Source organism: Paenibacillus sp. A3 (genome assembly GCF_001399685.1).
In the GTDB taxonomy this organism is placed as follows: Bacteria; Bacillota; Bacilli; order Paenibacillales; family NBRC-103111; genus Paenibacillus_G.
The window spans coordinates 1-18739 of sequence record NZ_JTHN01000043.1 but is presented as its reverse complement, the minus strand read 5'-3'; the positions used below and the strand labels follow the sequence as shown (position 1 = coordinate 18739).

General features: G+C 54.0%; 18 protein-coding genes and 1 pseudogene. 15 read left to right on the top strand and 4 right to left on the bottom strand.

All coding sequences use genetic code 11. The annotated features are described in order from the left end of the window. The 10 genes and pseudogenes from QJ48_RS35655 to QJ48_RS06340 all read left to right on the top strand — a co-directional run. Nucleotides 1-230, top strand: a 230-nt coding sequence (locus tag QJ48_RS35655; RefSeq protein WP_157261541.1) for a zinc ribbon domain-containing protein, incomplete at its 5' end; no start/stop codon positions are given. A 101-nt stretch (nt 231-331) separates the two neighbouring features. Continuing rightward, a pseudogene (locus QJ48_RS06380) lies at nt 332-794 on the top strand (pentapeptide repeat-containing protein); the annotation flags it as partial. Nucleotides 795-967: 173 nt separating this feature from the next. After that, complete coding sequence (gene tsaA / locus QJ48_RS06375) at nt 968-1444, top strand: tRNA (N6-threonylcarbamoyladenosine(37)-N6)-methyltransferase TrmO (protein ID WP_157261540.1); 477 nt, start codon at nt 968-970, stop codon at nt 1442-1444. 26 nt (nt 1445-1470) lie between these two features. Then, nucleotides 1471-2334, top strand: a complete 864-nt coding sequence (locus QJ48_RS06370) for an AraC family transcriptional regulator (RefSeq protein WP_054972805.1) — start codon at nt 1471-1473, stop codon at nt 2332-2334. Nucleotides 2335-2475: 141 nt separating this feature from the next. Beyond that, nucleotides 2476-3408 (top strand): LD-carboxypeptidase, encoded by a 933-nt coding sequence (locus tag QJ48_RS06365; protein WP_054972804.1) that lies wholly within the window; start codon nt 2476-2478, stop codon nt 3406-3408. Nucleotides 3409-3908: 500 nt separating this feature from the next. Next, complete coding sequence (locus QJ48_RS06360; RefSeq protein ID WP_054972803.1) at nt 3909-4805, top strand: hypothetical protein; 897 nt, start codon at nt 3909-3911, stop codon at nt 4803-4805. Between the two features lie 93 nt (nt 4806-4898). Beyond that, nucleotides 4899-5642 (top strand): ABC transporter ATP-binding protein, encoded by a 744-nt coding sequence (locus QJ48_RS06355; RefSeq protein WP_054972802.1) that lies wholly within the window; start codon nt 4899-4901, stop codon nt 5640-5642. Further along, entirely contained in the window at nt 5635-6387 is a 753-nt protein-coding gene (locus tag QJ48_RS06350) for an ABC transporter permease (protein WP_054972801.1), read from the top strand. Before QJ48_RS06355 ends, QJ48_RS06350 begins: the two co-directional genes overlap by 8 nt. A gap of 12 nt (nt 6388-6399) precedes the next feature. After that, nucleotides 6400-7884, top strand: a complete 1485-nt coding sequence (locus QJ48_RS06345; RefSeq protein ID WP_054972800.1) for a cell wall metabolism sensor histidine kinase WalK — start codon at nt 6400-6402, stop codon at nt 7882-7884. A gap of 3 nt (nt 7885-7887) precedes the next feature. Beyond that, entirely contained in the window at nt 7888-8577 is a 690-nt protein-coding gene (locus QJ48_RS06340; protein ID WP_010492322.1) for a response regulator transcription factor, read from the top strand. 344 nt (nt 8578-8921) lie between these two features. On the opposite strand, the gene QJ48_RS06335 is transcribed toward QJ48_RS06340, so the two are convergent. Further along, the gene (locus tag QJ48_RS06335; RefSeq protein ID WP_054972799.1) at nt 8922-9827 is read right to left on the bottom strand and encodes a DMT family transporter; all 906 of its coding nucleotides are present in this window, start codon (nt 9825-9827) and stop codon (nt 8922-8924) included. 123 nt (nt 9828-9950) lie between these two features. On the opposite strand from QJ48_RS06335, the gene QJ48_RS06330 reads away from it, so the two are divergent. Then, a complete protein-coding gene (locus QJ48_RS06330; protein WP_054972798.1) occupies nt 9951-10835 on the top strand; it encodes a LysR family transcriptional regulator in 885 nt (294 codons plus the stop codon). Between the two features lie 138 nt (nt 10836-10973). Next, nucleotides 10974-13271 (top strand): glycosyl hydrolase family 95 catalytic domain-containing protein, encoded by a 2298-nt coding sequence (locus tag QJ48_RS06325; RefSeq protein ID WP_054972797.1) that lies wholly within the window; start codon nt 10974-10976, stop codon nt 13269-13271. A 158-nt stretch (nt 13272-13429) separates the two neighbouring features. On the opposite strand, the gene QJ48_RS06320 is transcribed toward QJ48_RS06325, so the two are convergent. Beyond that, nucleotides 13430-13645, bottom strand: coding sequence for a hypothetical protein (locus tag QJ48_RS06320; RefSeq protein WP_054972796.1), 216 nt, complete (start codon nt 13643-13645; stop codon nt 13430-13432). Between the two features lie 159 nt (nt 13646-13804). On the opposite strand from QJ48_RS06320, the gene QJ48_RS06315 reads away from it, so the two are divergent. Beyond that, nucleotides 13805-14929: an endospore germination permease gene (locus QJ48_RS06315; RefSeq protein ID WP_054972795.1), complete on the top strand. Its 1125-nt coding sequence runs from the start codon at nt 13805-13807 to the stop codon at nt 14927-14929. A gap of 5 nt (nt 14930-14934) precedes the next feature. Further along, nucleotides 14935-15096 carry a hypothetical protein gene (locus tag QJ48_RS36700; protein ID WP_157261539.1) on the top strand — a complete coding sequence of 54 codons (162 nt, stop codon included), beginning with the start codon at nt 14935-14937 and terminating at the stop codon, nt 15094-15096. Between the two features lie 7 nt (nt 15097-15103). Here QJ48_RS36700 and QJ48_RS06310 read toward each other — a convergent pair whose 3' ends face one another. Continuing rightward, nucleotides 15104-16297, bottom strand: coding sequence for a Ger(x)C family spore germination protein (locus QJ48_RS06310; protein WP_054972794.1), 1194 nt, complete (start codon nt 16295-16297; stop codon nt 15104-15106). Between the two features lie 14 nt (nt 16298-16311). After that, nucleotides 16312-17802, bottom strand: a complete 1491-nt coding sequence (locus QJ48_RS06305; protein WP_054972793.1) for a spore germination protein — start codon at nt 17800-17802, stop codon at nt 16312-16314. Nucleotides 17803-18071: 269 nt separating this feature from the next. On the opposite strand from QJ48_RS06305, the gene QJ48_RS06300 reads away from it, so the two are divergent. Further along, nucleotides 18072-18739, top strand: a 668-nt coding sequence (locus QJ48_RS06300) for a substrate-binding domain-containing protein (protein ID WP_162238445.1), incomplete at its 3' end; no start/stop codon positions are given.

Below are 18739 nucleotides of genomic sequence, written 5' to 3'. Positions count from 1 at the left end.
CGATGCTGGAATATAAAGCGATGTGGTATGGTCGCACGATCAGCATGGTCGCCAAAAACTATCCAAGCAGTCAACTTTGTCATGTATGCCAATCGCGCAACCCCGAAGTGAAAAATCTAAACTTGCGAGCGTGGACCTGTTCAGGATGCGGCACGCACCATGACCGTGACCACAATGCCAGCATGAACATCTTGCAAGAAGGACTGCGTTTGTTGGCGAAGGCCAACTGAACTGCGGGAACCGCAGGGATCGCTTGCTCAAGAAGAGAAGGATGCTTCTCTGTTCGCAAGAATCCCCCACCTCAGCGCCATTAGCACAGGTGGTGGGAGTGTTCAACGATTGCGATTTTACCGGGGCTCAGTTTAATGCGTCCGTTCATCACAGTTCGGCTTTCACGAACTGCCGATTTAGAGGGACGAATCTGTTTGTCGCCAAATTCGAGGAGTGCAAAATGGTCGGCTCCGACTTCTCCGAGGCGAGCTTCGACGGGATAACGATCGAGCGGGGCGACTGGTTGTACACAAGTCTGAGGCACGCCAATCTGTCCAAGCAGCACCTGAGAGGAGTCCGGTTCACGGAAGCCGATTTGTACGAATGCAATTTCGAAAAAGCGGACCTGCGGGAAGCCGATCTCACCCGCGCGCAGCTTGCCAAAATGCAAGCTGTACGGAGCCGATCTTCGAGGCGCGAGCCTGGATGGCGTCGATTTGAAGTCGCTTGAAGTCAAGGGCGCCCGGATGGACGCGGCGCAAGCGATCTTGTTTTTGCGCTCGCACGGCGCGAAGGTGGAATAAGGGCTATGAGCATGGGACGAGGCTCGCGGGCTGACCTGCGGGCTGTTTGCCGTTGGATGTATCAAATGAAGTCAGGTTTCGTTCGATAACCGGGTGAATGGCTCTTAACAGCACAAACAAGATCAGGAAAATAACAATGGGATGCCGGTACAATAAAGAAAAAGAAGAAGGAGATGATGAAGTTGCAGACGCAGGAAAGCAAATCATTTACAATAGTGCCTGTCGGGTATGTTCAAGCGGAGAATGGGAAGATGAGCTTGAGCATTTCCGAACCTTACGTACCGGCCCTTAAGGAATTGGCAGGCTTCAGCCATGCGCAGGTGCTTTGGTGGATTCATGAGTTCGATGACGTTGTCTACCGACATACGACTCGAATCGAGCCTCCTTACGATGCGCCTGTTACCGGGGTGTTCGCCAGCCGCTCGCCCGTGCGTCCGAACCCTATCGGTCTAAGCACCGTGAGAATCCATAAGGTCGACGAAAAAACAGGGAAGATCGAGATTTCGGAAATCGATGCTTATCCGGGCACCCCTATTCTTGATATTAAAGCGTATTTTCCCGGCTGCGATCGGGTGAAGAATGTGAAGGTGGCAGCATGGGCGAAAAATTGGCCCGAGTGGCTGCCGGAAGACGAAAATAAGGATGCGTAGCAGCCGATAAAGGGAGTTCGGGTATCATGAACAATAAGGACGTCATCTGTAAAGCCATTGACTTTATCGAAGCGAACCTGAAAGAAGAGCTGTCGGTCATGGACGTGTCCAAAGAAATCGGCTATTCCTATCACCACTTTAGTCGGTTGTTTCATGGAATCACCGGACTCCCGGCCAGCGAATATATCTTAAAAAGAAGATTAACGGAAGCCGCCGATCAGTTGATTCACTCCAGAAGGAAAAGTATTGACATATCGACGGAATATCAATTTACGAATTATGAAACATTTGTCCGGGCGTTCAAAAGGATGTTTGGCATTACGCCTTCCGAGCTGCGCAAGCAGAGCTTTGTTTACCCGCTCCACCGCTTCAGCAGGCTGCGGCAAGAAGACATTCGTTACAGAGACACGATCAGGGGCATAGAGCCCCAGATCGTGGAGCGGGGGGAGATTCGCATCGTGGGGCTGGTAGCCGTCGTTCAGCAATCCGCTCACCCGATCACGGAAGCCTGGTCCCGTTTGTTTCGGGAAACGGACCTTCCTGCGAGCCGGCACGTGCCCGAGAAGTATTATCAGCTCGGATTTTGGCCGACAAATTACGAGATGAACGGTTTCTATGTTATGTGCGGTTTAGAGGTGGAGCGCATTACCGAGATTCCTCTGACGATGACCGCGAAAACCGTCCCCCCGGCCAAGTATATCCGGTTTATCCATAAAGGGCTGTCCCGTCATGTTTCATTCACTTACAAATACATTTATGAAACGTGGCTTCCCCAGTCGGAATACGCCTTGACCCTTCCTTATGAATTTGAATATTACGGATCTGCCTACCAAGGTCCCGACAACGAAGATTCCGAAACGGAAATTTACATTCCGATAAAGCTGATTTAATGGAAACGGCCTTCATGTTTTCGGATTGCTTCTGATAAATCATTTTTATCTGCGGCGGAAAATAGGGATGCCCGGATACGTGCCCCCATATACTTGAAAAGACGGAAGTCGCACGACGCTTTGGGAGAGGAAGGTGGGCATATGGCCATTAGACCGCCTGCGCTGCAAAGAGGTGATACCATCGGAGTCGTTGCCATGGGCAGTCCGTTGGAGGCTGACCTGATCGATGCGCATGTCCAGGTGTTGAGAGGGATGGGGTTTCAGGTCGTCTTGGGACGGTATGCATATGCCCGTAACGGTTTCCTTGCCGGTACCGACCAAGAGCGGGCGTACGACTTGATGACGATGTTCGCCGATCCGCAGATTAATATGATTCTTCCTACCCGCGGCGGCGTAGGCGTGGCCGGCATGCTGCCTTACCTCGATTTCGGCCTCATCCGAAGCAATCCGAAAATCATTACCGGCTACAGCGACGTGACGTTTCTTCTGAACGCACTGTACCGCTATAGCGGGCTCTTCGCCTTTCACAGCCTCATGCTGATTGATTTCAAACCGGATACTCCCGAGTATAATTTCGACCAGTTTTTTACCGCCGTATCGTCATTGTCTTCTTATCGGCCCATTTTAAATCCGCCGAATGTTCCGCTAGTCAGCCGTGTACCGGGGAATGTGACCGGACCGATTGTCGGCGGCAATCTGACCTCTGTGGTCGATACGTTGGGTACGCCTTACGAGATCGATACAAGGGGAAAGGTGTTGTTTCTGGAAGAAACCCACGAGCCGGCCAATACGGTATACAGGTATCTGAATCATTTGAAGCTGGCAGGGAAGTTCCAGGACTGTCTTGGCATCGTCATGGGCGAATGTACGGATTGTCCGGCCGCCTATGGCAAGTCTTATGAAGATGTAATCAGCGAATTCGTCGTTCCTCTCGGCAAGCCCCTGCTGACGAATCTCGCAACCGGACACGGCCACTATAAAGCCGCGATTCCTATCGGGGCTATGGTGAACCTGAATACGTTCAACAACACGCTAACCGTGCTTGAACCGGCGGTTAGCGTACGGCAGACATAGAAGGTCATTTCAGTGTGATAGACCTAACACAAATTGCGGAGTCTTGTTAAAATCGTAGCCGAGTCTCAGGCTCCGGATCAGAGCTATCCGGGGATCAGAGTGTTGAGAAAATGGTTTTGACAAGAATAGAGATACTTACGGAGGTGGGGGATCTACTGGAGGAGCGAAAGCGTTCGCCTTTGTCTGCAGGAAATAATACCCGCTGTTAAGCGGCTTAAAATAAAAATTTCCTGCGGACAACAGCGATCGGAAGTAGATCCCCCACCCCCTCGTACACCTCTATTACCTAATTGACCACTTTCTCAACAAGCTCTCCCGGATCACAACGATCCGGGTTTTTTTCGTATTCCCGGGGAATCGTGCGTCCGGTTAATAAAGTTTTAATGATTTGTTTAGAAACGGCTAATCCCCGGTTTCTAGAATGTTTAGCTCTTCCGGTTAGGATGAAAGTATGGAAGCCGGAGATGCTTTCAAACCCCAATCCCAAGGAGGAAGAAACCATGAACAAACGAATTGCATTAACCGGAGTCAGCGTAGCCGTCGGAAGCCTGCTTTTGATCGGTTCCGCCTATGCGGGGCTTGGAGACGCCCCGGGGTACGACGCTTACAAGTCGGCCGTCAAGCAAACGTTCGCGGTACAAAACGTGACGAAGCAAATGAATGTGACGGTGAAGGATAACGGAACGAAGCTGCTCGACGTGCAGTCGACCGTCAAAGCCGATAAGGCGAAGGACGAAATGAGCGCGGAAATCAACCTCAGCGGCGGCGGAGCAAGCCAGAGAGTTAGCCTCTACCACCAGGACGGCAAGCAAATCGTCAAAGCGAGCGACAACGACGTATACAACATCATAGAAGGAAAAGAGTGGAAGGGGAAAGCGGGCGAGCACCGGGGACAGGCTCCGGACGGCATTAGCGCCGAAGTCGAGAATGTCGTCGACGCCCTAGTCGGCAACCTGAAGGATTATGTCACCTTGTCGCCGCAAGCGGACGGGACGAAGAACATTTCGATGCAGCTGAGCGGAAGTCAAATTCCGGCAGTGGCGAATGCGATCGGATCGCTTGTGGTGAAGCAGGCTGCAAATGCAGAAGAGCATCATAACGGTGTTCAAGGGCCTTTCGGCGATAAGCTCCAGGGACTCCACGACAGCATGCCGAAGCTGACGCAGGATGTGAAGATCGACAAGTTCGATCTGGCTGCCAAAGTCAACGCGGACAACCGGATCGAGAAGCAGCAAATGACGCTGACGATCAGCGGTAAGGATGCGCAAGGCGCTTCCCATGAAGTCGTCGTTGCCGCCGATTTCGGCTTATCCAACTTCAACGGCACGACGCCGGACCACATCGATCTGAACGGCAAGCAAGTGAAAACGATCGATGTGAAAAAACACGGAGAATAAGCTTGGTATTGCGGCGGGACAAAGGACGGCCCGACAGCCGTCCTTCGCCGTCCGCGCAAAAGCTTGAGCTTCGATAAATGAGGAGATGAGCCGATGGAAGCTGTCCTGGAGCTACATGGATTGACTAAAATTTATGCCAACCGGCGCGGCGTGGAAAATATTACGCTGCAAGTGCAGCGTGGAGATATTTACGGATTTTTCGGGCCGAACGGAGCCGGCAAAACGACCGTAATGAAGATCATTGCCGGACTGTGCCGGGCGGACCGGGGGCAGGTGCGCTTGTTCGGGCAAGATGCCTCAGCCGACTTCGTGAAAGCGATGAGCAAGGTGGGCGTGCTTATCGAGACGGCGGACGCTTACGATTACATGAGCGGCTACAAAAATTTGGAGCTCGCCGCCCGGTTTTACCCGCAGCTGCCCCGCAAACGGATCGACGAGGTGCTGGAGCTGGTCGGGCTCGCCGCCTTCAAGCACGAGAGAGTAAGCCAGTACTCGCTGGGCATGAAGCAGCGCTTGGGCGTGGCCGCGGCGATCCTGTCCGAGCCGGAGCTGCTTATTCTGGATGAGCCGACGAACGGGCTCGATATCGAGGGCATGGTGGAGATGCGCGAATTGATCGCCCGGCTGGCCCGCGAGCAGCACATTACGTTTTTCTTATCCAGTCATCTGATTACGGAGATGGAGCAATTGTGCAGCCGGATCGGTATTTTGTATAACGGAAGGCTGGTTCGGGAAGATTTCGTAGCGGATATTGTCCGCGGCGCGAACCCGACGACGCTGGAGAACTATTTCATGGAGCAAGTGCGCGAAGAAAGGAGAGCGGAAGTACATGCCTAGTTTTTATGCGAATACAGTAAACGAGCTGGCAAAGCTGCTGGCCCGGCGCAAAACGATTGTTTTTCTCGTCCTGACCGCCCTGGTCCCGATTGCTGCGGCAGCTGCCGCCTCGCGGCTTCAATTCGGCTTCGGCGTAGCGGCGCTGACCTCTGCGGATTTCCCGGTCATCCTGCTCGGCTTTTATACCGCCGTCTACTTGCCGCTGCTGCTCTTCATGACGGCGTCCGATATGTTCGCCGGGGAAGCGGGCGACAAGACGATGAAGCTGCTTCTAACGCGGCCGATCACAAGATTTCAAGCGTTCGCGTCCAAGCTGGCCGCCATGCTCGGGTATACGGCGCTGCATCTGGCGATCGCCTTTGTCGTATCGGTGGCAAGCCTTCTGTTTCTGGGCGGCGGGGGTGCGGTGGTGCAGGGACTGGGCCGGACGGCCGCCGCTTATGTCACGGCGCTGCTGCCTCTGTTCACGCTCGGACTGGCCGCGGCTTTTATCGCCCAATTTTTCAAAAACGGCAGCGGCGCGCTGACGGTTTGCATTCTGCTGTACGCTTCGGCAAAGCTCGGCGCTTACTTCGTGCCCGCGCTGGCGGTATACACCCCTGCGGCTTACACCGACTGGCATATGCTATGGCTCGGAGCCTCCGTGGCGTCCGGTAAAATCCTGAACGTCTTTATGTTTCTGGCCGCTTGTTGTATATTGTTTTTTACAGGAGGCTATACCTTATTCGAGCGAAAACAATACTAGGAGACCGAAGCGATGTCCATCAAAGTCCGGTTGGTACTATCCTATTTCTTGATGCTTATCGTGCCGGTCATCCTTGCCGGCGTCGCGTTTTTGATCATTGTCGCCGCTTTTTTTGGTGACGTCAAGTCTCTGTACAACGTCGATATGAAGAGCCACAATGCCATCGAGGAAGTGATCGAGAAGGAAGCCGCCGTCAGTGCCGAATTAAAGCTCAAGACGACGGAAGATCCGGACTCCCTGCTGGACCCGGCAGTCGTGGCGCAGTTCGAAGAGCGGCTGAAGCCGATTAATATGGGGCTGGTCATCCGCAAGCAGGAGAGCGTCGCCTACGTCTCGGAGAAGCTGAACAAGCCGGGGCTGCTTCGCAATTTGCCGCCGTACGGGGCGGCGGATTCCGATCGCAACGGCCACGCGATGAAGGACTGGGGCCCGTGGTTCTTATCCCGGCAACATGATTTCCGTTTCAAGGACGGCAGTCCGGGGAGCGTCTTTGTCGCCACAGACATCAATTTTATCGGCAAGTTTGCACGCACCTACACTTCGGCGTTTTTTATTTCACTGCTCGTTATTCTCGTGTTGACCAACGGCTTGCTGACGTATTGGGTATCGCGCAGCGTAATTCGTCCGCTTCGTCAATTGCAGCGGGCGGCAGGCGAAATCCGCGAAGGAAATCTTGACTTTGAAGTCAATCCGCAGGCGAAGGACGAGATCGGCGAACTGGCGGTGTCCTTCGAGCAGATGCGCCGGAGGCTGAAGCAATCCGTCGAAGTGCAGCTCAAGTACGAAGAGAATCGCAAGGAGCTTATTTCCAACATCTCGCACGATCTGAAAACGCCCGTGACCGCCATTAAAGGCTATGTTGAAGGCATTATGGACGGCGTATCGAACTCGCCGGATAAGCTTGACAAATATTTGAAGACGATTTATGCCAAAGCCGTTCAGATGGATCATCTGATCGACGAATTGTTTTTGTTCTCCAAGCTGGATTTGAAGAAGCTGCCGTTTCATTTTGAACCGGTGAACTTGAACGCTTTTTTGCAGGACTGCACCCTCGATATGCAGCTGCACGCCGACATTGAAAAGAAAGGCGTCACGCTTCGGTTCGACGCTCCGGAGACGCAAGCTCCGGTGTGGGTTACGGCCGACCGGGAGAAGCTGAAGCGGGTGCTGGTCAATTTGATCGGCAACGCCATCAAATATATGGATAAGGATGAGGGACTCATCACGCTGCGGATGCGGTCCGACGGCGACCGGGTCATCGTGGAGGTAAGGGACAACGGTCAAGGCATTCCGCCGGAGGCGCTGCCGCATATTTTCGACCGGTTTTACCGGGCGGACCCGTCGCGGAACAGCGGTACCGGAGGCAGCGGGCTGGGCCTTGCCATTGCGAAGCATATTATCGAGGAGCACGGCGGCGTCATTCAGGCCAAAAGCACGCTTGGCGAAGGCACGAGCATTTATTTTACGCTCCATCAAACTACGGGCGGCGAGGGCTGAGCGATGAAAAATATTTTAATTATCGAAGACGAAACGAGCATTGCCGAGCTGGAAAGAGATTATCTCGAAATCAACGGGTATCAGGTCGATATGGAGCACAGCGGGGACGAGGGTCTGAAGAAGGCGCTGACGGGAAATTACGATCTGATCATTCTCGATCTGATGCTGCCCAAAGTGGACGGCTTCGAGATATGCCGGAAAATCCGCGACAAGCACGATATTCCGATTCTGATGGTATCCGCGAAAAAGGAAGAGATCGACAAAATCCGCGGCCTTGGTCTTGGCGCCGACGATTACATCATCAAGCCGTTCAGTCCGGGCGAGCTGGTCGCCCGCGTGAAGGCGCATTTGTCGCGCTACGAGCGGCTGCTCGGCAGCCGGGCTCCGCAGACGGAGGAAATCCGCATCCGCGGTCTTCTCATCGACAAGTCGTCCCGCCGCGTGTTCGTGAACAATCAGGAAGTGACGTTTACGACGCGGGAGTTCGATCTGCTGACGTTTCTCGCTTCCAATCCGAACCGCGTGTTCAGCAAGGACCAGCTGTTCGAGCACATCTGGGGCTACGATTCGGTCGGCGATATCGCCACCGTCACCGTCCACATCCACAAGCTGCGGGACAAAATCGAGCAGGACCCGTCCAATCCGCAGTATATCGACACGATCTGGGGCGCGGGCTACCGCTTTAAGATTTGAAGCGAGAAGACAAGATCCCGCCCATGCTCTCAGAAGGAGCAGGCGGGATCTTGTGGTTTGCGAGAGTGCGTGGGGCGTGCTTATGGGACTGACCGCCACCATGCGGCGCCGTGACGCACGGCCGGGAAAGCGTGCGTTGCGAATATTAGAGGAACCCGGATGCGCTATCGTACCTTTTTGCCTTGGATCGCGGTTGATAGGGGAACTCACGTTCCTCTATGCTTGTCGAAAAATATATTTTTGCCTCCGCACGGACGGGTTAACGCATCGCAGATGTCTTATTTCTCAAAACGCAGGCATTGGCTTATAGTTAAAGCACTGGTGTTCCTCTATATTCTTCAAAGCTACTTGCTTACCGGCCGGTGCTTCTTGACGGCGAGCCGCTTCCCATCGAACAGCTTCTTCACATCGGCCTGTGCGAGAAATACGCTGAGCAGCAGCAGCGCCGCGCCGACGTATCCTCTGGACGTCAACGTTTCCCCGGCAAAAACAAAGGCGAAGATCGCGGCGAACAACGGTTCTATTCCGAAAATCAGCGCCGTGCGCGTAGGCGAGGCGTTCTTTTGCGCGGTAGCCTGCAGCACAAAAGCGACGGCGCTGCATAAGACGCTCAGGCCGAGGATCGATGTCCATGCATCGAACGTATCCGGCAGCTTCGGCGTCTCCATCAGGAAGGAGAAGGACAGCGCCCACAGCCCGGCAAATCCGAGCTGCAGCACGCCGAGGGCGATCGCATCCCCCTGTTTTACGACCGAGCCCGTAATCAGCATATGCACGGCGAACAGCAGCGAGCCGAGCATGCAATAAATATCCCCTTGATTGATCGTCAGCGACGAGGTCAGCGTTAGCAGGCCGATCCCGACAATGGCGAGTCCGATGCACAGAAGCAAGCGCGCCTCCGGTTTTTTCCTCAAGAATAGGATCGACAATATAGGAACGCAGATCACCGAAAGACCGACGAGAAAGCCCGCGTTCGAAGCGGAGGTCGACCGGACCCCGAAGGTGATGAACACGAAGCTGAGAAACAAGATCGAGCCCAGCACAAAAGCGGAGCTTAACGTCGACCAGCCGGCACTCCGTACGCGTTTATGAAAGACAAGCGCCGACAGCAGAAATGCAATCAGCAGCCGCAAAGCAATAAGATTAAATGTCTCTAACGATTGCAATCCGACTTTGGTGAACAAATACGAGGACGCCCACAGCATCGTCGCTCCCAGCATCATCAAATCCGCTTTAACTTCCGTTCTCATCTGTCCGGCTCCCTACACGATATGTATTTACACATCGATTAGTATAACGGTACACTATGAATAAGAAAAATGAATGTTTATCATATAATATGTGAATTATTTTCATGAAAAGGAAGACGATCCATGTCATTGGCCAAATACGAAGTATTCAGCACGGTCGTCGAGCTGGGGAGCCTGACCCGGACGGCCGAGAAGCTCGGACTGACCCAATCGGCGGTCAGCCATGCCATCGCCAGTCTGGAGTCCGAGTGGGGCTTCGCCCTGCTGACCCGGGGGCGTGCCGGAATCGGTCTGACGCCGAACGGCACGCGCGTGCTGAAGCATGTCCGGGACATTATCCAGCGAAGCGAGCTGCTCAAGCAGGAGGTCGCTTCGATTCAGGGGCTGGAGACCGGTACGGTGCGGATCGGCACCTTCACGAGCATTTCCACCCAGTGGCTACCCGGCATCATGAAGCGGTTCCAGGCGGAACACCCGGCCATCGAGATTAAGCTGCTGGAAGGCGACTACGACGAAATTAACGATTGGATTACGAGCGGCGCGGTCGATTTCGGCTTCGTTTCGTTAACGGCGGCCCGGCCTTTCGACATCATCCCGCTGACCAAGGACAACCTGCTCTGCATCGTGCCTGACGAGTCCCCTTACCGCGAGATGACCGTCATGTCGCTTGCCCAGCTGCAAGCGGAACCGTTCATTATGCCGAAATGGGGCAAGGAAAGCGACCTGTTGCGCATCATCAAAATCAATCGGCTGTCGTTGAACATCAAATACGAGGTGCTGGAAGATCAAGCGATCATGGCGATGGTGAAAAACGGGCTCGGAATCAGCATTTTGCCGGCGATGGTACTCTACGAGGCGCTGGACGGCATTCATATGATCGGCCTCGAAGGCGATCCGTACCGCACGATTGTGCTCGCGGCCGTATCCTTCAAGCAGCTTTCTCCGGCTGCGCGAAAGTTCAAAAAGCATATCACGGCGTGGCTGAGCGAGCAGCACGTATCGCTTTGACAGCATCCGTACGTCAGCCCGGATTGCGGGACGCGTCCCTGATCCGGACCTTATTTTTGTCCAAATGAATCGTAAGAAAGTACATATCCCCGCACCAAGCGATCGGCTACAATAAATACAATAGGGGAGGGATGACGGATGAAGGAACGTTCCAGTCGATTGGCGCTGTGGTATTCGGCTCCGGCCCGCAGGTGGGAGGAGGCGCTTCCTATCGGGGGCGGCCGGCTCGGCGGCATGGCATTCGGCACGGTGGGGCAGGACAAAATTCAATTAAACGAAGATTCCGTCTGGTACGGGGGACCGAAAAAAGCGAACAATCCCGACGCGCGGGCGAACGTGCCGGAAGTCCGGCGGCTGCTGATGGAAGGCAAGCAGCAGGAAGCGGAGCATTTGGCCCGGATGGCGCTCATGTCGGCGCCCAAATATTTGCACCCGTACCAGCCGCTCGGCGATCTGCTCCTGTACATGCTCGGGCACGATAAGCCGCCGCAAGCCTATGAGCGGGAGCTCGATCTGGAGCAAGCTCTTGCACGGGTCCGTTATCAAATGGACGGCGTCCGCTACACCCGGGAATATTTCAGCAGTGCGGTCCATCAGGTGCTGGCCGTCCGACTGACGGCGGACCGGCCGGGAAGCCTCACGTTCAGTACGCATATGATGCGCCGCCCGTTCGATATGGGCAGCCAAAAATACGGCGACGACACGATGATCATGCACGGCGAGTGCGGTACGGAAGGCGTCCGTTTCAGCGCGGTCTTGAAAGCGGTTGCCGAGGGCGGCAGCGTGAAACCGATCGGCGACTTTATCTCGGTGGAGGGCGCGGATGCGGTAACCCTCTTGCTTGCGGCGGGCACGACGTTCCGGCATAACGATCCAAAGGCCGTCTGCCTGGAGCAGATAGCCAAGGCGGCATCGCTACCGTATGAAGAGTTGAAGCGCGCGCATACGGAAGATCACGACCGCTATTTCCGGCGGGTCGGATTGGAGCTTGCGAAGCCGGAGCCGGATGCGGCGGCCTCCTTGCCGACGGATGAACGGCTGCAGCGTGTGAAGGAAGGGCATGACGATCCGGGGCTGCTGGAGATCTTTTTCCAATTCGGGCGGTATTTGCTGCTGTCGTGTTCACGTCCGGGCGCGCTCGCAGCTACGCTGCAGGGCATATGGAACGATAACTACACGCCGCCCTGGGAATCGAAGTATACGATTAATATCAACACGCAGATGAACTATTGGCCTGCGGAAGTATGCCATCTGCAGGAATGCCACGAGCCGTTGTTCGATTTGATCGAGCGAATGCGTGAAAATGGCCGGGTTACGGCGCGGGAGGTATATGGCTGCGGCGGTTTTATGGCGCACCACAACACGAATCTGTGGGGCGATACACATGTTGAGGGCATTCCGGTCAGCGCCTCGATATGGCCGATGGGCGCAGCTTGGCTGTCGCTGCATCTGTGGGAGCACTACCGTTTCGGGCTTGACCGGTCTTTCCTGGCGGACCGGGCGTATCCGGTCATGAAGGAAGCGGCGCAGTTCCTGCTGGACTATTTGCTGGAGGACGAGCAGGGCCGGCTGTTGTCGGGACCGTCCATATCGCCTGAGAACAAGTTCGTGCTGCCGAACGGAGCCACGGGCAATCTGTGCATGGCGCCTGCGATGGATTCGCAGATCGCATTCACCTTGTTCGAGGCGTGCCGGGAAGCGGCCGCTACGCTCGGTCTGGACGAGGCGTTCCGCCAGCGGCTCGCGGAAGCCTTGGCGAAGCTGCCAAAGCCCGAGATCGGACGGCATGGCCAGATCATGGAGTGGCTGGAGGATTACGAGGAAACCGACCCGGGCCACCGCCACATCTCGCAGCTGTTCGCGCTGCACCCCGGCGAGATGATTCACCTTCACCGCACGTCGGAGCTGGCGGAAGCGGCCAAGCGGACGCTGGAGCGGCGTCTCGCGCACGGCGGAGGGCATACCGGCTGGAGCCGGGCCTGGATTATCAACTTCTGGGCGCGGCTCGGCGAAGGCGACAAGGCGTACGACAACGTAGCGGCGCTGCTTGCCCAATCGACGTATCCGAACCTGTTCGACGCGCATCCCCCGTTCCAGATTGACGGCAATTTCGGCGGCACGGCCGGGATCGCGGAAATGCTGCTGCAGTCTCACGGAGGCGAGCTCGCACTGCTGCCGGCGCTGCCGAAGGCTTGGCCGAGGGGCCGCGTTTACGGGCTGCGGGCGCGCGGCGGCTACGAGGTCGGGCTGACGTGGGACGGACACCGGTTGACGGAAGCGACGATTCGTGCCGGACACGGCGGAACCTGCCGGGTTCGGACGCAGACGGCCGTAGCGGCCGTGGTGGCGGACGGCGAAGCCGTGACGTTCGACGTCCGCCACGGCGTACTGACGTTCGAGGCGGAAGGCGGGCGGACGTACGCGCTGAAGGGGTAAAGGAAGGCGGTAGGATAGGTTCTGCTGCCGACGCGAAGGGAAGGTAGTCAAGCGCAAGCTATCATAACGAAAGGGCAAGGGACGAATTCCGGAACCGCCGGAAGCGTACCTTGCCCTTTTTCGTTTCGCCCGCGCCGATTCGTCGTACGGGCATCGCGCTAAGCGTAAGCCTTGCCTTTGGTCAGGATGCACGCCACCCCGTTGCCGACGGCGCCCGGCTGGGACATTTTCTCAAGATAGCGCAGTCCGCGCTCGCACTTGCGGCAGCGGGCGCACACGTCCGAGGTCACCACCTTCATGTTGAACTTGGTTTTGTCGATGGACGACGCCGGGACGTTCTTTTTGGCAGTTTTCGCTTTGCTCACAGTTTTCATCTCCCGCGGCTTGGATGATGCATTCTATGAGCGGCCCGCCCGTTTGGTCACCGTGCCGGCAGGTAAAGGAGAAAATGTTATGACACATGCGTGCTGTATTATATTTGTTTCCACTTGAGGAAACAATAGCTGTTTAGAGGGGGAAAGGAGCAGCCTGCCTTGGCACGTATTAATAAATCCCAGCTTTTTAGCTTGATCCTGCTGTTTGAATTAGGCAGCACAACGCTTTTTGCATTGGGAATCGAAGCGAAACAGGATGCCTGGATCGCCATTCTGATCGCTACGGCAATTGGCCTTGGACTGTTATGGGTTTATTTGTCTATTCAAACCTATTATCCTAACCAAAATTTAGGCAATATTCTTATCGACGTATTGGGGAAGGCCGTCGGCATACCGCTGGTTCTTTTGTACGGGTTATACTTTTTTCTGATCGGAAGCACGAATCTTTGGGAATTTACAGCCTTTATCCAAATGATCATTTTGCCTACCTCTCCGCTGCTTGTGCTGCTTTTCATCGTAATTTTGACAGCTGTTTATGTGCTTTCGCTGGGGGTGGAAGTGCTGGCCCGCACAAGCGAAATCGTGCTGGGGATGGTATTGTTTTTCATTGTCACGGCGTATATTCTTGTCGCTTCTTCGGGCGAGGCCGAATGGTCGCAGTTATTGCCTGTGCTGGGACACGGCTTTAAACCGGTTATAAAAGCAGCCGTTCCCACGATCGTCAACTTTCCGTTCGGGGAAATGGTCGTCTTCTTCATGTACTGGCATTTTGCGTCGACAAAATTTTCCATTAAACCGCCTTCCTTCTGGGCTGTCGGCATATCGGGCCTGATGCTCTCCATCTCTCTGGTGGCCATCATCTCCGTCTTGGGCGTCGAATTTGCCGCGAATTCGACCATTCCTATTTTTATTGTGATTAAAACGATCAACATTGCGGAAATTTTGACCAATCTCGATTTTATTGCCGTCATCATCATGTTTATCGGCGGCTTCTACAAAATGACCATCTTTTTCTACGGATCGGTACAGGCTTTTAACTCCGTCGTCAAGTTCCGGCGCGAAACCTGGCTGATCTTATTCTTGGGCATTTTATCCGTATGTTTCAGCTATATTTTTTTTACCAGCTTTTCTTTTCATCGGTGGGTCGGCACGAAAGTGTTTATTCCGTATGTTCACATGCCGTTCCAAGTCTTTATGCCCATCCTGCTGCTGCTTATCGTGTGGTTGAAACATGAGAAAAACTCTGCCCAAAGAACTGCCGGCGGCTCTTTAAAGAAAGGATGATCCGATTGCCCGATATGGGAACGTTAAAGGAAGCGGGAGTTCTGCCGACCATTCTGATCGCAGGCGGGGCGGCGTATAGCGGCATCCTTGCCGTTGTCGCCGTCTTTTATGCCATTCGGCGTGTTGCCGGAAAGCGGACGCAAGCCAAGAAAAAGAGCAAAGGCTGAAGTTTGGTTACTCTTCAGCCTTCATCGGCGAATGCGTCAATTCCGTTCTTTTGATCGTCGCCTTGACTTCTACGGTGTACTCCGTTTCGGGAAACAGCTCCTCCCATCGGGATTTCATTTTGTCCCATTCCTTCGGGTATTTTTTACTGAGCGAACTGCCGAAGCCGAAAATGTCGGATTTGAATTTATTTTGGGCCGCCCGGATGGCGGTTTCAATTTCCGTTTTTATCATTTCTTCATTGCGCCTCTCCGCTTTTTTAATCAATTCAAGCATCTGCCCCGGACTAAGAAGCTTGGTTTGACCTTGGGTCTCGGCCAATGCCGTCGTTGTTTTCACGCGAATGACGAACGAGGCCTTCCCGCCATTCAAGGTTGGAATAATGTCCGAGCTGGAATTAAGGATCTCCACGGAATACTTTTTTTCCGGATCCAAGAAGGAAGGCATCGACATAATGCCGTTCTTTGGCTTGCCGATCACCCAATTGTATCCTTGGGCTTCTTGCGGTGTGAGATATCCGACCAATTTGTCCTTTTTAAATACCGCCGATTGATGAAGTTTAATGTTCCGGGTCTTCTTTTCCGGCTTCTGTTCAATGGGATAGGCGGGACTTTGCACGATCTCCAGCGCTCCGGTGACCGGATTAATCCCCGTCCCCAAAATTTGTTTATAAAAACGCAGTATATTTAAGGTGTGCGAACTATAATGGAATTTTTCATTCCGGATTAAGCTCACGAGATGCCGGGCCTGAATTTGTTCGATCCCTTTTTTAACCCCCAGAATATCCCGCGACGGTGAGTCTTTGGCAACGCATATCCAAATGTAGCCCCTCGACTCTCTCCCTCTTGAAAACACGTCCAGGTATGATATGACCCCTTCCTTCGCAATTTGCTCGCTGATGACAAGCAATTTGGTATGAAAGTACACGTTTCTTCGATCCAACAGCTGTGTTACGTTTCTGGCCGCTTCAATGGTCGTATTGCCTGTCGACGAAAAAATCTCCACAGGCGCTTCCTTCTGCGACGCTCCTTTGGCCAAAGCTGCCGGTCTGATGATCTGAGAAGTGACGATGATTTTGCCTGTCTTCGGCTCTTTATCCAGGGCAACCGCTACCACGATCCCGATATCGTTCAGTTCTCTTCGATCCCAGCATCCCGTCAAGACCAATACGGCAAGCGCGATCAGAACCACTGTCCTTTTCAATCTGTTTCCCCCGTTCATTTTGTCGTCCGGGGCCGCCGGGTAATCGATTTTGGCCGCTTCTGCAACAATTGGATAGGCATGCGAATCAAGGAATCCTTGAGATCCGCCCAAATGATCGGAGCGATAGGGGCCATGTACATGACTCCGAAGGACCGTAAAGAGCACATATGGGCCAGCATCAAAATAAATCCGATCAAAATGCCGAATCCTCCGAAGGAGCCGGCCAAAAATATGAGGATAATGCGGAAAAGGATCGTCACGCTTCTTAAGGAAGGCACGATCAGACTGGAGATTCCCGTAAGCGCCGTTACGATGATCATGGGGCTGCTTACAATTCCCGCTTCTACAGCCGCTTGTCCGAGCACGAGAGCCCCGACGATGCTTATCGTTTGTCCGATCGGCCGCGGCATTCTGACCCCGGCTTCCGTAAGCAGCTCGAACGTGATGCCCATCAGCAACGTTTCCACAAAAGCGGGAAAAGGAGTCCCTTCCCGTGAAGCGGCCATCGTGACAAGAAGCACGGTTGGAATCATTTCCTGGTGAAACGTCGTAAGCGCCACGTAAAGGGCCGGAGTCGCCGTAGAGACGAAAAACGCAAAGATCCTCAGCAGTCTCGAAAAAGTCGCGATCAACACTCTGGAGTAATAATCTTCGCTGTTTTGCAGGTTTTCGATAAACAGATGAGGAAGCGTCAGGGCCGTAGGCGATCCCTCACATAATATGGCGACCCGGCCTTCGAGTATTTTGGCCGCTACAATATCCGGTTTTTCGCTGTTGCCGATCGAGGCCAGAAAAGAAAACGGGTGATCTTCGATCCATTGTTCGACTTGTCCCGAATCGAGAACGGAGGCGGCATCGATCCGGTTCAGGCGGTTCTTTACTTCTTGAACAAGCTGCCGCTCGGCCATGCCTTCGATATAGGCGATACAAACGGTGGTGCGGGTCTGAGTCCCTACCTTTGTATTTTCAAAGATAAGCTTGGCGTTCTTGATTCTTCTGCGGATTAACGAAATATTGACGGGCAAATCTTCGGTAAAGCCTTCGCGCGGCCCTCTTGTAACCGCCTCGGTTTTCGGCTCCTCGACGCTTCGCGATTCGTACTCCTTGGACGCGATGGAGATGGCCGACCCGTATCCGTCCACAAATAATACGGTTTCCCCCGATAAAATGCCGTCGAACGCCTCATTCATGGTTTGAATGACCGCGGCTTGACTTAAGCTCAGGATGCGGTTTTGGATGGCGGTTAACCGCCCGTCGCCGCTTTCGTTAGGACGGAGCCGGAAGGAATCGGGAATGGAGAGCAAATTTCCGACGATATGTTGATTGATCATATCGGTGTTAACAAGGTGCTCAATAAAACAAATCGCGGCTTTGAGCGGTTCGTCAAAACCGATCTCAAATTCCCGGATAATCACGTCGTCGCTTCTTCCCAACGTTTCCTTCAGATGCGCAATAATCATGGCCAATGTGCTGCTGATCGGATGCTCGTGTATCAAGAAAATCACCTCGATGCCTGCCTTGTAACGGTATTATTTGTAATGGCAAGGTATATATTCCCTGGGTTATCCCGCCGGTCTCCATCCCGCTGATTCTGCAAAGCTGCGCCAAAGAAACAAAAATAATACAACAAATAAAAAAACCGTCTTGTTGTTGGCTTTCTTCGTCCATTTTAGAATAAAAACAGAAGCCGGACGGCATTGGAAAAGCCGGTTTCGGTCCCGCGGACCGCATGCTCCGCAGGAACAAATCCACAATAAAGTCAGGGGTGCTGAATTTGAAAAGAATAAAAAAAGGTCTGGTTTCCATGGCGTTCCTTACGCTGGCTCTCTCGTTAGCGGCTTGCGGGCAGACGCCCGCGGTAAGCGATTCCGGGAAAAAGGAAGAGAAAACCGCGGCCCAAAAAGAAGAGAAAAAAGCGAATCTCGTTGTTGCCGGCGTCGTCTTTCAGGAAGACCAGTTTATGAAGTTGCTATCGCTCGGCTATCAGGATGCGGCCAACGCGGCTGGCGTCAAAATTTTGACGGGAAATACCGGGAACGACCAGGGAAAAGAAACCGAGCTGATCAACACGTATATCGGGCAAAAGCTGGACGGGATCGCCATCGCGCCGCTTAATCAGGATTCTTCGGTGGCTGCGCTGAAACGGGCCGACGACAAAGGGGTGAAGGTTTCCGTAACGAACATTTCCTTGACCAACGCGCCGTTCATCGTCGGCGGCTATACGTCGGACAACAAAAATATCGGCCAGGTGACCGGGAAAGAAGCGGCCCGCTTCATCCAAGAGAAGCTTGGGGGAAAAGCGAAAATCGCCGTGCTGCAATACAAGTCCCAGCTCCCGCAGCAAAGCACCGACCGGGTGAACGGCTTTTTGGAAGAGGTGAAGAAAGTTAACCCCGATGTGAAGGTCGTGGCCGATCAAGACGCATGGCTGCAGGATAAGGC

What these genes read in the sequence shown, in the direction of transcription:
- QJ48_RS06365 (WP_054972804.1), top strand. Translation starts at nt 2,476, where the DNA reads ATGGCCATTAGACCGCCTGCGCTGCAAAGAGGTGATACCATCGGAGTC.
- QJ48_RS06345 (WP_054972800.1), top strand. Translation starts at nt 6,400, where the DNA reads ATGTCCATCAAAGTCCGGTTGGTACTATCCTATTTCTTGATGCTTATC.
- QJ48_RS06370 (WP_054972805.1), top strand. Translation starts at nt 1,471, where the DNA reads ATGAACAATAAGGACGTCATCTGTAAAGCCATTGACTTTATCGAAGCG.
- QJ48_RS06335 (WP_054972799.1), bottom strand. Translation starts at nt 9,827, where the DNA reads ATGAGAACGGAAGTTAAAGCGGATTTGATGATGCTGGGAGCGACGATG.
- QJ48_RS06360 (WP_054972803.1), top strand. Translation starts at nt 3,909, where the DNA reads ATGAACAAACGAATTGCATTAACCGGAGTCAGCGTAGCCGTCGGAAGC.
- QJ48_RS06330 (WP_054972798.1), top strand. Translation starts at nt 9,951, where the DNA reads ATGTCATTGGCCAAATACGAAGTATTCAGCACGGTCGTCGAGCTGGGG.
- QJ48_RS06350 (WP_054972801.1), top strand. Translation starts at nt 5,635, where the DNA reads ATGCCTAGTTTTTATGCGAATACAGTAAACGAGCTGGCAAAGCTGCTG.
- QJ48_RS06355 (WP_054972802.1), top strand. Translation starts at nt 4,899, where the DNA reads ATGGAAGCTGTCCTGGAGCTACATGGATTGACTAAAATTTATGCCAAC.
- tsaA (WP_157261540.1), top strand. Translation starts at nt 968, where the DNA reads ATGATGAAGTTGCAGACGCAGGAAAGCAAATCATTTACAATAGTGCCT.
- QJ48_RS06340 (WP_010492322.1), top strand. Translation starts at nt 7,888, where the DNA reads ATGAAAAATATTTTAATTATCGAAGACGAAACGAGCATTGCCGAGCTG.
- QJ48_RS06320 (WP_054972796.1), bottom strand. Translation starts at nt 13,645, where the DNA reads ATGAAAACTGTGAGCAAAGCGAAAACTGCCAAAAAGAACGTCCCGGCG.
- QJ48_RS06325 (WP_054972797.1), top strand. Translation starts at nt 10,974, where the DNA reads ATGAAGGAACGTTCCAGTCGATTGGCGCTGTGGTATTCGGCTCCGGCC.